15 protein-coding genes and 1 other RNA gene are annotated in these 14,143 nt (G+C 63.7%); 5 read left to right on the top strand and 11 right to left on the bottom strand.

Going from position 1 to position 14,143, the window contains the following annotated elements:
• The 9 genes from mraY to rsmI form a co-directional block, all read right to left on the bottom strand.
• Nucleotides 1-1,083: a phospho-N-acetylmuramoyl-pentapeptide-transferase gene (gene mraY / locus MF6396_RS00855; protein ID WP_043862064.1), complete on the bottom strand. Its 1,083-nt coding sequence runs from the start codon at nt 1,081-1,083 to the stop codon at nt 1-3.
• Nucleotides 1,083-2,450: a UDP-N-acetylmuramoyl-tripeptide--D-alanyl-D-alanine ligase gene (locus tag MF6396_RS00850; RefSeq protein ID WP_078479521.1), complete on the bottom strand. Its 1,368-nt coding sequence runs from the start codon at nt 2,448-2,450 to the stop codon at nt 1,083-1,085. The genes mraY and MF6396_RS00850 overlap by 1 nt, the downstream gene beginning before the upstream one ends.
• Nucleotides 2,443-3,909, bottom strand: coding sequence for a UDP-N-acetylmuramoyl-L-alanyl-D-glutamate--2,6-diaminopimelate ligase (locus MF6396_RS00845; RefSeq protein ID WP_078479520.1), 1,467 nt, complete (start codon nt 3,907-3,909; stop codon nt 2,443-2,445). Before MF6396_RS00845 ends, MF6396_RS00850 begins: the two co-directional genes overlap by 8 nt.
• Complete coding sequence (locus MF6396_RS00840; RefSeq protein ID WP_177346312.1) at nt 3,909-5,642, bottom strand: peptidoglycan D,D-transpeptidase FtsI family protein; 1,734 nt, start codon at nt 5,640-5,642, stop codon at nt 3,909-3,911. Before MF6396_RS00840 ends, MF6396_RS00845 begins: the two co-directional genes overlap by 1 nt.
• Nucleotides 5,642-5,935, bottom strand: a complete 294-nt coding sequence (gene ftsL / locus MF6396_RS00835; protein WP_043862060.1) for a cell division protein FtsL — start codon at nt 5,933-5,935, stop codon at nt 5,642-5,644. Before ftsL ends, MF6396_RS00840 begins: the two co-directional genes overlap by 1 nt.
• Nucleotides 5,932-6,879 (bottom strand): 16S rRNA (cytosine(1402)-N(4))-methyltransferase RsmH, encoded by a 948-nt coding sequence (gene rsmH / locus MF6396_RS00830; protein WP_043862059.1) that lies wholly within the window; start codon nt 6,877-6,879, stop codon nt 5,932-5,934. The genes ftsL and rsmH overlap by 4 nt, the downstream gene beginning before the upstream one ends.
• The gene (gene mraZ / locus MF6396_RS00825; RefSeq protein WP_043862058.1) at nt 6,876-7,331 is read right to left on the bottom strand and encodes a division/cell wall cluster transcriptional repressor MraZ; all 456 of its coding nucleotides are present in this window, start codon (nt 7,329-7,331) and stop codon (nt 6,876-6,878) included. Before mraZ ends, rsmH begins: the two co-directional genes overlap by 4 nt.
• 308 nt (nt 7,332-7,639) lie before the next feature.
• Nucleotides 7,640-7,999, bottom strand: an RNA gene (gene rnpB / locus MF6396_RS00820) — RNase P RNA component class A.
• Between the two features lie 67 nt (nt 8,000-8,066).
• Nucleotides 8,067-8,942, bottom strand: a complete 876-nt coding sequence (gene rsmI / locus MF6396_RS00815) for a 16S rRNA (cytidine(1402)-2'-O)-methyltransferase (RefSeq protein ID WP_043862057.1) — start codon at nt 8,940-8,942, stop codon at nt 8,067-8,069.
• A gap of 188 nt (nt 8,943-9,130) precedes the next feature.
• Here rsmI and MF6396_RS00810 point away from each other — a divergent pair, with 188 nt between their 5' ends.
• The 5 genes from MF6396_RS00810 (at nt 9,131) to MF6396_RS00790 (ending at nt 12,931) form a co-directional block, all read left to right on the top strand.
• Entirely contained in the window at nt 9,131-10,945 is a 1,815-nt protein-coding gene (locus tag MF6396_RS00810) for a penicillin-binding protein activator (protein ID WP_078479518.1), read from the top strand.
• Nucleotides 10,945-11,316, top strand: a complete 372-nt coding sequence (locus MF6396_RS00805; protein ID WP_043862055.1) for a YraN family protein — start codon at nt 10,945-10,947, stop codon at nt 11,314-11,316. Before MF6396_RS00810 ends, MF6396_RS00805 begins: the two co-directional genes overlap by 1 nt.
• A 135-nt stretch (nt 11,317-11,451) precedes the next feature.
• Nucleotides 11,452-12,045 carry a phosphoheptose isomerase gene (locus MF6396_RS00800; protein ID WP_043862054.1) on the top strand — a complete coding sequence of 198 codons (594 nt, stop codon included), beginning with the start codon at nt 11,452-11,454 and terminating at the stop codon, nt 12,043-12,045.
• On the top strand, nt 12,042-12,620 hold the full coding sequence (locus MF6396_RS00795) for a BON domain-containing protein (RefSeq protein WP_043862053.1): 579 nt from the start codon (nt 12,042-12,044) through the stop codon (nt 12,618-12,620). Before MF6396_RS00800 ends, MF6396_RS00795 begins: the two co-directional genes overlap by 4 nt.
• Nucleotides 12,621-12,712: 92 nt before the next feature.
• Complete coding sequence (locus tag MF6396_RS00790) at nt 12,713-12,931, top strand: YgdI/YgdR family lipoprotein (protein ID WP_043862052.1); 219 nt, start codon at nt 12,713-12,715, stop codon at nt 12,929-12,931.
• A gap of 44 nt (nt 12,932-12,975) precedes the next feature.
• Here the strand turns inward: MF6396_RS00790 and MF6396_RS00785 are convergent, their stop codons facing one another.
• Both MF6396_RS00785 and MF6396_RS00780 read right to left on the bottom strand, forming a co-directional pair.
• Nucleotides 12,976-13,404 carry a ClpXP protease specificity-enhancing factor gene (locus MF6396_RS00785; RefSeq protein WP_043862051.1) on the bottom strand — a complete coding sequence of 143 codons (429 nt, stop codon included), beginning with the start codon at nt 13,402-13,404 and terminating at the stop codon, nt 12,976-12,978.
• 17 nt (nt 13,405-13,421) lie between these two features.
• Nucleotides 13,422-14,039 (bottom strand): glutathione S-transferase N-terminal domain-containing protein, encoded by a 618-nt coding sequence (locus tag MF6396_RS00780; protein ID WP_043862050.1) that lies wholly within the window; start codon nt 14,037-14,039, stop codon nt 13,422-13,424.
• Nucleotides 14,040-14,143 lie beyond the last annotated feature (104 nt).

Here is a 14,143-nt window from a genome sequence, read left to right as displayed (position 1 = left end):
CTACCTCAGTTTCAGGGTGGCAAGGCCGAACAGCACGAGAATCACGGTGATGATCCAGAAGCGGACGATCACCCGAGGCTCGGGCCAACCCTTGAGTTCAAAGTGGTGGTGGATCGGTGCCATGCGAAACACGCGCTTGCCGGTCAGCTTGAAGGAGGCCACCTGGATCACCACCGACAGGGTCTCCATCACGAACACGCCGCCCATGATGAACAGCACGATCTCCTGACGCACGATCACGGCAATGGTGCCCAACGCGGCACCCAGGGCCAGGGCGCCGACGTCACCCATGAACACCTGCGCCGGGTAGGTGTTGAACCACAGAAAGCCCAGGCCCGCGCCGATCAGCGCGCCGCAGAACACGATCAGCTCGCCGGCGCCCGGCACGTAGGGGATCAGCAGGTATTCGGCGAACTTCACGTTGCCCGACAGGTAGCAGAAGATACCCAGCGCACCACCGACCATCACCGTCGGCATGATCGCCAGGCCGTCCAGGCCGTCGGTCAGGTTGACCGCGTTGCTCGAGCCCACGATGACGAAATAGGTCAGCACCACGAAGCCGATGCCCAGCGGGATGGTGACATCCTTGAGCATCGGCACGATCAGGGTGGTTTCCACGCTGGTGGGCGCGGTCATGTACAGGAAGATCGCCGCGCCCAGGCCGAACACCGATTGCCAGAAGTACTTCCAGCGGCTTGGCAGGCCACGCGAGTTCTTCTCGATCACCTTGCGGTAGTCGTCGACCCAGCCGATGGCGCCGAACAGCAGGGTGACGATCAGCACCACCCACACATAACGGTTGGTCAGGTCGGCCCACAGCAGCGTGCTCACGCCGATGGCGGACAGAATCAGCGCACCGCCCATGGTCGGGGTGCCGGACTTGGAGAGGTGCGATTGCGGGCCGTCATTGCGCACGGCTTGACCGATCTGGCGAATCTGCAGGGTACGAATCATCCAGGGGCCCAACCACAGGGCCAGCGACAACGCGGTCAGTACACCCAGAATCCCGCGCAGGGTCAGGTACTGAAAGACCGCGAAGCCTTTGTAGAACTGTTGCAGATACTCAGCCAGCAGCAGCAGCATTAATGTTTCTCCCCGCTGGAACCGCACAAGGCCGCCACGACGTTTTCCATCGCAGCGCTGCGCGAACCCTTGATCAAAATGGTGGTGTTGTTGGCCTGCTCGACGCGAACGGCGTCGATCAAGTCAGCTTGAGTGGCGAAATGATGGGCCCCGGTGCCAAATGCCTTGACCGCTTCGGCCATCATCGGGCCCACGGCATAAAGTGCTGCAACCTTGCCCTTGGCGTATGCGCCGACCTGCCGATGCCCTTCCTCGGCCCACTGGCCCAATTCGCCGATATCCCCGAGCACCAGGACGGTACGCCCGGAAAAGCCGGCGAGTATATCAACGGCAGCGCACATGGAGGTGGGGTTTGCGTTGTAACTGTCGTCGATCACGCGCACACCGGTGGGCGCCATGTGCACCACGGTGCGGCCCTTGACCGGCTGCACCGCGTCAAGACCCTCGACGATGCCTTCCAGTGTCACGCCGAAAGCCTGTGCGGCAGCCGCGGCGGCCAGGGCGTTGCTGACATTGTGAGTGCCCAGCAGGTTGAGCTGGACGCGGGCGTTGCCCAGCGGGCTGCGCAATTCGAAACCGGGGCAGCCGCGTTCGTCGTGACGAATGTCGGTGGCATGAAAATCTGCGTCGGCATTGGCCAGGGCGAAAGTGTTCACAGGGTGATGGCCGGCGCGCTGCTTCCAGATGCCGAACGCCTTGTCATCCAGGTTCAATACCGCCACGCCATCCTGGCCCAGGCCTTCGAGGATCTCGCCCTTGGCTTCGACGATTTTCTCCGGCCCGCCGAACTCACCCACATGAGCGGTACCGGCGTTGTTGATGATCACCACCTGCGGCTGGGTCAGGCCGACGGTGTAGGCGATTTCGCCGATGCGCGAGGCGCCCAGCTCGATGACCGCCGCCGTATGGTGCGGGGCCAGCTCCAGCAGGGTCAGCGGTGCGCCGAAGTCGTTGTTGAGGTTGCCACGGGTGGCCAGTACCGGCCCGCGGGTGCGCAGGATGCTGGCCAGCATCTCCTTGACCGTGGTCTTGCCACTGGAGCCGGTGATTGCGGCAACCGGCTTGTCGAAGGCGGCGCGATTGAGCGCCCCCAACTGGCCCAGGCCCAGGCGGGTATCGGCAACCACCAGTTGCGGCAGGTTGCTGCCCGGCACTTCGTGCTGCACCAGCGCCGCGACGGCGCCCTTGGCTGCCACTTCGTCCAGGTAATCGTGACCGTCGAAACGCGGCCCGGCCAGGGCGACGAACAACTGGCCAGGGGTGATCGCGCGGCTGTCGATGCTGACGCCATCGAAGGTTGCATCCTGGCCATGCAGGCGGCCCTGCAGCGGCGCTACCAACTGGCTGAGGGACATTGACTCAAGCATTCGGGGCCTCCCAGGCTGCCAGGGCTCTCTCGGCCTCGACCAGGTCGGAGAAGTCATGGCGCTCGCCGTTGATCTCCTGGTAATCCTCGTGCCCCTTGCCCGCCAGCACGATGACGTCGTCGGCAGCGGCGGTGGCAATCAGGTGCGCAATCGCCGGGCCACGGCCGGCGATGAACTCGACGCTTTCACCCCGGGCGAAGCCTGGGCGGATATCGTCGAAAATCTGCTGGGGCGCCTCGCTGCGCGGGTTGTCGTCGGTGACCAGCACGCGGTCGGCCAGGCGCTCGGCCACTTCGGCCATCAGCGGGCGCTTGCCGCGATCGCGGTCGCCGCCGCAGCCGAACAGGCACAACAGCTTGCCTTGTGCATGGGGACGCAGGGCTTCGAGGACCTTTTCCAGGGCATCGGGGGTGTGGGCGTAATCGACCACCACCAACGGCTTGCTGCCACCGCCCAGGCGCTGCATGCGCCCTACGGGGCCTTCGAGCTGCGGCGTGACCTTGAGAATTTCGTCCAGCGGATGATCCATCGCCATCAGCGTGCCGACCGCGGCCAGCATGTTGCTGAGGTTGAAGCGCCCGAGCAGGCGGCTGCGCAGCATATGCTCGCCCTGTGCCGTCACCAGCACCGCACGCACGCCATCGTCGTCGAACTTCGCTTCGCGGCAGTACAGCGAGGCGGCAGCGTCGACGAGGCTATAGCTGATCAGGCGCGAATCACCCTTCTGCGCCGCCAGCTCACGCCCGAAGGCATCGTCCAGATTGACCACCCGCGAGCGCAGGTCGGGCCAGGCGAACAGGCGCGCCTTGGCGGCCTGGTAGGCCTCCATGCTGCCGTGGTAGTCCAGGTGATCGCGTGACAGGTTGGTCATTACCACGATGTCGAAGGCCAGTGCCGCTACCCGGCCCTGTTCCAGCGCATGGGAGGACACTTCCATGGCCACGGCCTTGGCGCCAGCCTTCTTCAGGTCGCCCAGGGTCGACTGCACGGCAATCGGATCTGGCGTGGTCAGCCGGCCACTTTGCAGCTGGCCGTAGAAACCGGTACCCAGGGTGCCGATCAGGCCGCAGTGCTGGCCCAGCAGGTCGAGCGCCTGGGCCACCAGCTGGGTGACGCTGGTCTTGCCGTTGGTGCCGGTCACGCCGATCAGCTCGAGCTGGCGGCTCGGCTCGCCATAGAAGCGCCCCGCGATATCCGACAGCTGGGCAATCAGGCCCTTGACCGGAATCATCGGCACATCGGTGATCGGCAGCACGGTGGTGTTCTGCACTTCATAGGCCACGGCTGCCGCGCCGCGCTTGAGCGCATCGGCAATATGCTCGCGGCCGTCGACACGCGCACCCGGCACCGCCAGGAACAAGTCCCCGGCGCGGACCTTGCGGCTGTCCAGGGTCAGTTCACGGATCAACGGGTCGTTGTTGCCGCTCAGGGCAAACAGCTTACTCAATGGCATCGACATCAACCGCGCCCTCCCTTGGCGGGCGCAGCACCGGCCTGCTGCTGTGGAGTAGGAGCCGGCAGGTTGTCTGGCGGCACGTTCATCAGTCGCAGGGTGCCGGACATGACCTTGCTGAATACCGGCGCCGATACCAGGCCGCCGAAGTAGCCACCCTTGCTCGGCTCGTCGATCACCACCACGATGGCATAGCGCGGATCGCTCATCGGGCCGAAGCCGGTGAACAGCGAGCGGTAGGCGTTCTCGGTGTAGCCCTTGGAACCGACCGTGGCCTTACGGGCCGTACCCGACTTGCCGCCCACGTGATAGGAAGGCACCTGCGCACGGAACACGCCACGTGGCGCTTCGATGACCTGCTGCAGCATGCCCTGGATGGTCTTGGCGGTATCCTCGGGCACCACCTGGGTGGCTTCCGGGGTCTTGTCCACCTTGAGAATGCTCAGCGGTACCATCTTGCCGTTGTTGGCCAGCGCGGCGTAGGCATGCACCAGCTGCAACGCGGTCACCGACAGGCCGTAGCCGTAGGACAGGGTCGCGGTCTCGGCCTTGCGCCACTCGCGGTGGTTGGGCAGGTTGCCGACACGCTCGCCCGGGAAGCCCAGGCCGGTGTACTGGCCCAGGCCCAGTTGCGACATCACGCGGTAGATGGACTCGCCACCGATATCGAAGGCGATCTTGCTCATGCCCACGTTACTGGAGTTGATCAGGATGCCGGTCAGGTCGAGGATCGGGCCTTCGCTCCTGGACACGTCACGAATGGTGTAGCGGCCCAGCTGCAGGGTGCCCGGATAGACCTCGACTTTGTCGGTCGGCTTCCAGCGCCCACTTTGCAGGGCGGCGCTCATGGAGAAAGGCTTGACCGTGGAACCCGGCTCGAACACGTCGATGATGGCACGGTTGCGCATCGCCGCCGGGAACATGCGGCGGCGGTTGTTGGGGTTGTAGGTGGGCTGGTTGACCATGGCCAGCACTTCGCCGGTCTTCACATCCATGATCACCAGGCTACCGGCCTTGGCTTCCTGTTCGGCAATCGCGTTACGCAGTTCGCGGGTGGCCAGGTACTGCAGACGCAGGTCGATGGACAACGCCAAGGTCTTGCCGGCCTTGGCGTTCTTGGTGACCTGTACGTCCTTGATCAGCCGGCCGCGCCGGTCCTTGATCACCTGCCGCTTGCCGGGCACCCCGGCCAGCCACTCGTCGTAGGCGAGTTCCACCCCCTCGCGACCGTGATCGTCGAGGTCGGTGAACCCGACCATGTGCGCAGCGACATCGCCGGCGGGATAGAAGCGGCGGAACTCTTCAATGCCGTACACGCCGGGCACCTTGAGGTCGAGCACCACCTGGCCCTGCTCCGGGGTAAGGCCGCGGACCAGGTAGATGAATTCCTTGTTGGCCTGCTGTTCGAGGCGCTCGGCCAGTTGCTGCGGGTTCTGCTTGAGCGCGGCGGCAAGCGCCGGCCAGCGGTCCTTGGCAGCCTGCATTTCCTTGGGGTTGGCCCACAGGGTGGTGACCGGCGTACTCACGGCCAGCGGCTCGCCGTTGCGGTCGGTGATCAGCCCGCGGTGCGCAGGAATCGGAATGTGACGCAGGCTGCGGGCATCGCCCTGCCCCTTGAGGAAGTCGCGGTCGACCACCTGCAGGTCGACGATACGCCAGGCAATGGCCCCCACCATGATCACCAGCAGGCCGACCACAACGCGGAACCGCCACGGGTAGAGTGCGCCTTCAAGTTTCATCATGGCGCCACCATCCGTACTTCGTCAGCGGCGGGAATGCGCATGTGCAGCTGTTCGCTGGCCAGGTTCTCGATGCGGCTGTGGGCGGTCCAGGTGCTCTGCTCCAGAATCAACCGGCCCCACTCGGCCTGCGCCTTGTCGCGTTCGTTGAGCTCGCCGTACAGGGTATTGAGCAACTGGCGGTTCCAGTGCGCACTGTAGGACACCGCCACCGACGAAACGAGCACGCCAATGAACAGCAGCAGCATCAGGAAGCTGCCGCCTGGCAAAGGCTTGGCGAAAAGCCTGCTCAACGCAGCTTCTCCGCCACACGCATGACCGCACTACGCGAGCGCGGGTTGGCCTTGAGCTCGGCCTCGGAGGCGAACTGCGCCTTGCCATGGACCTTGATCTTGGGCTCGAAGGGCTTGTGTTGTACCGGCAGGTTGCGTGGCAGGTTGTCGGCCTCTCCCTTGGCCAGCTTGCGCATGAACAGCTTGACGATGCGGTCTTCCAGCGAATGGAAGCTGATGACCACCAGACGGCCACCGATCTCGAGCGTATCGAGGGCAGCCTCGAGCCCGGCTTCGAGGTCGCCCAGCTCGTTGTTGACGTGAATGCGCAGCCCCTGGAAAGCACGGGTGGCGGGGTTCTTGCCCTTTTCCCACGCGGGGTTGGCGACCTTGAGCACTTCGGCGAGGTCGGCGGTACGGGTAAAGGGTTGCTGCTCGCGACGGGCGACCACGGCGTTGGCCATGCGCTTGGCGAAACGCTCTTCGCCGTACTCCTTGAACACGCGGGCGATTTCTTCGGCCGGCGCGGTGGCGATGAATTCGGCGGCGCTGACGCCACGACTCGGGTCCATGCGCATGTCCAGCGGGCCGTCGTTCATGAAACTGAAGCCGCGCTCGGGGTCATCGAGCTGCGGCGAGGACACGCCCAGGTCGAGCAGGATGCCATTGACCTTGCCGGACAGGCCCCGCTCGGCCACTTCGGCGCCCAGCTCGGCGAAACTGCGCTGCACAATGACAAAGCGGCCGTCTTCGGCCGCCAGCGCTTGCCCGGTGGCAATCGCTTGTGGGTCCTTGTCGAACCCCAGCAGCCGACCCTGCGGCCCCAGGTGCTGGAGAATCAGCCGACTGTGCCCGCCACGCCCGAAGGTGCCATCCAGATAGCAGCCATCGGCGCGTACGGCGAGAGCCTCGACGGCTTCGTCAAGCAGTACGGTGATGTGTTTGAAGCCACTATCTATAGTCACAGGATCAGATCACGCAGTTCATCAGGCATCGCGCCCGGTTGTTGAATGGCCACCAGGTCAGCTGCAGCAACAGCGTTCCAGGCGTCCTCGTCCCACAGTTGGAATTTGTTCAGTTGCCCCACCAGCATCGCCCGCTTGTCCAGCTTGGCGTACTCGCGCAGACGCGGTGGCACCAGGAAACGCCCACTGCCGTCGAGCTCCAGATCCACCGCATTGCCGATCAGCAGACGCTGCAGGCGACGGTTCTCTTCGCGTAACGACGGCAAGGCACGCAGCTTGGCTTCGATCAGTTCCCACTCATCCAGCGGATACACGCACAAGCAGGGATCAACCGCGTCGATCGTCACGATCAACTGCCCGGAACTGCGCGAATCGAGCTCGTCACGGTACCGGCTCGGCATTGCGAGACGGCCTTTTGCGTCGAGGTTGATTGCGTTGGCTCCGCGAAACACGGCTGCACTTCCCTAAATGTTAGCTTTTTTGTGTCTGAAAACCCACTTCATGCCACTTTCCGCCACTTGCGCACACTATAGGAATCCGCCCACCACACCGTCAAGGCGCGCTTATAAGGAAAACCCTTACAGATCGGCGATTTAGAGCAACAAGGCGATACAAAGAGGAGAATCGAGAGGGGTTTTGACGGGGAAAGGCAAATTCACTCAAACGGATAGAGTGCAAAGTTAAAGTGATTTATGAAGAGTAAGATTTTTTTGGTATTACCAGAACACATCTGCTATCGAATCAAGCAGGAAGGGAAAAGGTGGAGAGTCGATCTGTAAGCCGGGTTCTGTCGAGGACAGTCATTCCTCTACGACGGCCATCACTGGACGCCTTTAGCAACCTACCCGGTTCCAACGCGGGCCGCGCCATATGGAACCCTATTTGGTCTTGCTCCGAGTGGGGTTTACCTAGCCACGGACTGTTGCCAGCCGTGCGGTGCGCTCTTACCGCACCTTTTCACCCTTACCGGCACCGAAGTGCTTAGGCGGTTATTTTCTGTGGCACTTTCCGTAGGCTCACGCCCCCCAGGCATTACCTGGCACTCCGCCCTATGGAGCCCGGACTTTCCTCCCCCCTCTTTTGCGGAACAAAAGAAGGCAGCGACTGTCCAATCGACTCTCCGCCGCAAAGGTTAACGGCAGCGGGCCCCGAGAACAAGCGATAAAACAAATAATATCACTATGACATTAGTGGTCTTTCTGTTTTTCCAACGCTATTTGATACAAAACATTCTTCCGCACCCCGGTAATTTCCGCCGCCAGGGCTGCTGCACGCTTGAGCGGCATCTCTGCCAGCAGAAGATCAAGCACGCGCATCACTTCGCTGCTCACGGCCTCTTCGTTCTCCGGGGCGGTCCAGCCCGCCACCAGCACCACGCACTCCCCACGCTGCTGATTGCTGTCGTTTTCGACAAACGCGCGCAGCTCGGCCAGGGGCAGCCCCTTCAGGGTCTCGAAGGTCTTGGTCAGCTCACGAGCCAGCAACGCCGGCCGTTCGCCGCCAAACACCGCCTCCATGTCCTGCAGACACTCCAGAATGCGGTGCGGCGCCTCATAGAAAATCAGCGTACGGGGTTCTTCCTTGACCTGGCTCAGGCGCGCGCGGCGACCTACCGCCTTGGCCGGCAGAAAACCCTCGAAGATGAACCGGTCGGACGGCAGGCCCGCCGCCGACAACGCCGCGATCAGTGCGCAGGCGCCCGGTACCGGCACCACATCGATGCCCGCCGCTCGCGCCTGGCGCACCAGATGGTAGCCCGGGTCAGAGATCAGCGGCGTACCGGCATCGGAGATCAACGCCACATCGTCGCCGGCCAGCAGGCGCGTGATGAAGCGGCTGCCCTCGTCGCGCTCGTTGTGCTCGTGACAGGCGGCCAGCGGCGTGTTGATGCCGAAGTGCTGCAGCAGGCGGACCGAGTGGCGCGTGTCCTCGGCCGCGATCAGCGCCGCCTCGCGCAGCACCTTCAAGGCCCGGGCGCTCATGTCATCCAGGTTGCCAATGGGCGTAGCCACCACGAAAAGCTTGCCGGCAGTGGAATTGGAAGCACCTGGAGCATCGGTCACAGCACACACCTGTAAATAGAGAACAAAGCGCCATTGTAGCCCGTAAGGCGGCAACAATGCGTTACCCACAGCGGCGGCACGCCTGCGCAGGGCGACCTATATTGAAGGATTAACGCCAGCAAGATCGCGCCCCGGCCAGCGCTTGGGTACAATTGCAGGTTAATTTGATCGAGTAACAGGATTTTTACATGATCGCTTGCCTGCGGCTGCTCTCAGCCCTCTGCCTCGCTGCCCTGCTGGCAGCCTGCGCCAGTTCGCCCTCGTCCAGCCTGGGTGAGCTGCCGCGCACTCCGGATGCCAGCATCGAGCAACTGCTCGACCAGGCCGCCACCAGCAAGACACCTGAAAAGGCTGCACTGCTGCGCCTGAGCGCCGCTGACCTGGCCTACCACCAGAAAGACTTCGCACGGGCCTCGCGGATCCTCGAGCAGGTGCCACTGGACACCCTCAAGCCGGCCCAGCAAGTGTTCGCCAGCACCCTTGGCGCCGAGCTGGCGATGAGCCGCAACCAGCCCAAGGCCGCCCTCACCGCCCTGAGCCACCCGAGCCTGGCCCGGTTGGACGAACTGCCGCCCGAGCTTCAGGTGCGCACCCGCAGCGTGCATGCCGCCGCCCTGGAAGCCGATGGCCAGACCCTGGCTGCCGCGCAACAGCGCGTCGCCATGGCTCCCCTGCTCAGCGGCGCCGCCGCCAGTGCCAACCACGAGGCCATCTGGAACCTGGTTGCCGCCCTGCCCACCGAACAACTGCAAGGCACCGGCACCGACGTGATGGCCGGCTGGACCAGCCTGGCCCTGGCCGTCAAGAGCGCCGGCACCCTCGAACAGCAGCAGGCCGCCATCGAAAGCTGGCGCAACCAGCACCCCGGCCACCCTGCCGCCGTGCAACTGCCACAGCCCCTGCTCAAACTCAAGGAACTGGCCAGCCAGCCGCTGACCAAGATCGCCCTGCTGCTGCCCCAGGAAGGCCCGCTGGCAGGTGTCGCCCGCGCCCTGCGCGACGGCTTCATGGCGGCGCACTTCCAGGCCCAGCAGGCCGGCCAGAAGCCGCCTTCGGTCGAAGTCTTCGACAGCTCGCGCCTGACCTCCCTCGATGACTTCTACCGCAAGGCCCAGGCCAGCGGCGTCCAGCTGGTGGTAGGCCCGCTCGAGAAGAACCTGGTCAAGCAGTTGAGCGCCTACCCGCAACTGCCGATCACCACCCTGGCACTGAACTACAGCGACGCCGGCCAGACCGGCCCGGCGCAACTGTTCCAGTTCGGCCTGGCCGCCGAAGACGAAGCCCGCGAAGTCTCGCGCCGCGCCCAGGCCGACGGCATGCGTCGTGCCGTGGCCCTGGTGCCGAGCGGCGAATGGGGCGATCGCGTACTCAAGGCCTTCCGCCAGGACTGGGAAGCCAAGGGCGGCACCCTGATTGCCGCTGCCCACGTGTCGCAGCCGGTAGCCCTGGCCCAGCAGATCGCCGACCTGTTCCAGCTGCGCCAGAGCGAAGGCCGCGCCAAGAGCCTGCAGAGCACCGTGGGCGGCAGTGTCTCGGCACAGCCATCGCGTCGCCAGGACATCGATTTCATCTTCCTGGCCGCAACCCCGACCCAGGCCCAGCAGATCAAGCCGACACTGAACTTCCAGTACGCCGGTGACGTACCGGTGTACGCCACCTCCAACGTGTACAGCGCCAGCGGCAACGTCAACGAGTACAACGACATGAACGGCATTCGCTTCTGCGAAACGCCGTGGCTGCTCGACACCGGCAACAGCCTGCGCCAGCAGGTGGTACGCCAGTGGCCGCAAGCGGCCGGCAGCATCGGTCGCTTGTACGCGATGGGTGCCGATGCCTACAGCCTCGCGCCGCGCCTGGGCCAGCTCAAGGCACTGCCGGACAACCGTATCGAAGGCCTGTCCGGCAGCCTGAGCATGAACGCCAACCAACGCATCGAACGCCAGTTGCCATGGGCCGAGTTCACCGGCGGTCAGGTCAAGCGCCTGCCGGACACCCCGCGCTGATGCCCGACGGTTCTCGCCAGGCCGCGGGTATCGCGGCCGAACAGCAGGCCCTGCATTACCTTCAGGCGCAGGGCCTGCAGTTGCTGGCGCAGAACTGGCGATGCAAACGCGGCGAGCTTGATCTGGTCATGCTTGACGGCGATACAGTAGTATTCGTCGAAGTCCGCTACCGGCTGCACGCGGGCTTTGGCGGAGCACTGGCCAGCGTCGATACCCGCAAACAGCAAAAACTGGTGCTAGCGGCCCAGTATTTTCTGCAGCAGGAGGCGCGCTGGGCCAACCAGCCCTGTCGTTTCGACGTGATTGCCCTGCAGGGCCGCGGCCACTCGGGCACACCGCTCGACTGGCTGAAGAACGCTTTCGACAGTTGAACCCGCCCCGCTTGATGCATCCGTTACCCACTCAACTTTTTTGCTCTTTGTTTCGCGGGCTGCACAGTCATGTGCCGCAGGGTCTTCAAGACGTTGCGACACGCCCGACCAGCCGCCCCACTTAAGGTCACACAGATGGACATGCAATCCCGAATTCGCCAGCTTTTCCAGGCCAGCATCAACACCAAGCAACAGGCGATGGAAGTCCTTGCACCACACATCGAGCAAGCCAGTCAGGTGATGGTCAACGCGCTGCTCAACGAGGGCAAGATGCTCGCCTGCGGCAACGGCGGCTCGGCGGGCGATGCCCAGCACTTCTCGTCCGAACTGCTCAACCGCTTCGAGCGCGAGCGCCCGAGCCTACCGGCCATCGCGCTGACCACCGACAGCTCGACCATTACCTCGATCGCCAACGACTACAGCTACAACGAGATCTTCTCCAAGCAGATCCGCGCCCTGGGCCAACCGGGCGACGTGCTGCTGGCGATTTCCACCAGCGGCAACTCGGCGAACATCATTCAGGCGATCCAGGCCGCACATGATCGCGAAATGATTGTCGTAGCTCTGACCGGACGCGATGGCGGCGGCATGGCCTCGCTGCTGCTGCCCGAAGATGTGGAGATTCGCGTACCGGCCACCGTCACCGCACGCATCCAGGAAGTCCACCTGCTGGCGATCCACTGCCTTTGCGACTTGATCGACAGCCAATTGTTCGGGAGTGAAGAATGACCCCTAATCGCCTTGGCCTGATGGCCCTGACCCTGTGCCTGAGCATCACCGGCTGCAGTTCGGTGATTACTGCCAGCCGCGAAAACCCGATCGAGGACGATCGCGGCACCCGCACCTTCGGCAGCAAGATCGACGACTCGTTGATCGAAACCAAGGTAGCGGTGAACGTGGCCAAGGCCAGCCCGGACCTGGACAAGAACTCGCACATCGTCGTCACCAGCTTCAACGGCATCGTGCTGCTGGCCGGGCAGACCCCGCGCGCCGACCTCAAGAGCCTGGCCGAGCAGACCGCCGGTCAGGTGCAGCGGGTCAAGAAGGTGCACAACGAACTTCAGGTGCTGCCGCCCTCCTCACTGCTGGCGCGCAACAATGACGCCTGGCTGACCACCAAGATCAAGGCCCAGATGCTGACCGACAGCAACATCCCCGGCTCGCGCATCAAGGTGGTGACCGAGAACGGCATCGTCTACCTGCTGGGCCTGCTGACCCAGCAGGAAGCCAATCAGGCCACCAACCTGGTGCAAGGCGTGTCGGGTGTGCAGAAGATCGTCAAGCTGTTCGAATACATTGACTGACCGCGGCTTCACGCCCTTCGCCGGCCTCGCCGGTGAAGGGCGTGAAGCCGCCGGCGCACCGCAACCCCCACCGACACCCCACAGGAATACCCATGAAGAACGGCCTGTTCGCCACCCTGCTGATCGCTACCTTCGCCACCCTGGCCGGCTGCTCCACCCCAAGCCTGATCACCCTCAATGATGGCCGTGAGTTCCAGGCGGTCGACGCGCCGAAACTCGAACGCAGCTCCGGCTTCTACGAGTTCCAGCAGCTCGACGGCAAACGCACCCGTGTGAACAAGGATCAGGTGCGCACCATCACCGACCTGTAAGCACACAGGCCCAAAAAAAGGCGACCCCGCAAGGTCGCCTTTTTTCATTTCACCACTTTCAAGCTCGGCCGCCCACTTGGCCGCGGCGGCTGCCCGCCACTCGGCGGGCCGTCATCATCCGGCTCGACGCCCTCGTCCTCGAGGTCGTCATCCTCCATCAGTGGCGGCTCGAGCTCGAACACCATGCCCTGGCCATTCTCACGGGCATAGATACCCAGGATGGCGCCGGCAGGCACGTACAGCGTGTGGGCAACCCCACCGAAACGCCCCTCGAAGCTCACGGCTTCGTTATCCATGTGCAAGTGACGCACGGCATTGGGCGACACGTTCAAAACGATCTGGCCATCGCTGGCGAAGCCCTGAGGCACCTGCACCGCAGGGTACTCGGCATTGACCAGCATGTGCGGCGTGCAATCGTTGTCCACGATCCACTCATACAAGGCTCGCACCAGATACGGACGACTGGAGTTCATCAACGGCTCCTTAAAACCTAACGCATATCGCGTTCAGCGGCGGACAGGCTGGCCTTGAAGGCTTCCCGCGCAAACTGACGCTCCATGTAATCGAGCAGCGGCTTGGCTGGCCGCGGCAGTTCGATACCCAATACCGGCAAACGCCACAGTATGGGCAATAGACAACAATCCACCAGGCTTTGCTCCTCACTCAGGAAACAAGGCTTGTCGGCGAACAACGGCGAAACGCCGGTAAGGCTCTCGCGCAGCTCCTTGCGCGCCTGCACGCGGGCAGGCTCCTTGCTGCGCGGGTCGAGAATCAGGTCCACCAGCGAACACCAGTCACGCTGGATACGGTGGATCAGCAGGCGGCTGTTGGCACGCGCCACCGGGTAGACCGGCAACAGCGGCGGGTGCGGGTAGCGCTCGTCGAGGTATTCCATCACCACGGTCGACTCATACAACGCCAGGTCACGATCAACCAGGGTCGGTACGCTGCCATACGGGTTGGCTTCCAGCAGCTTGGGCGGCTGGCGCCCGGCTTCGACACTGATGATCTCGACGCCGACACCTTTCTCGGCGAGAACGATGCGCACCCGATGAGAATAATGATCAGCGGGGTCGGAGTAGCAGGCTAACCGATTGGTCACGCCCATGGGGGTCCTCCTCGCGTGTTGAACTTATGAAATTACAAATGCAAACGCGCCCTGGGGGCCCTCCATACTGCAGAGGGACCCCAGGGCGCGCGTTAAACTAACAG

The organism is Pseudomonas sp. MF6396 (genome assembly GCF_002018915.1).
GTDB lineage: Bacteria > Pseudomonadota > Gammaproteobacteria > Pseudomonadales > Pseudomonadaceae > Aquipseudomonas > Aquipseudomonas palmensis.
The sequence above is the reverse complement of the archived record's forward strand: the minus strand, read 5'-3'. Positions and strand labels throughout refer to the sequence as shown.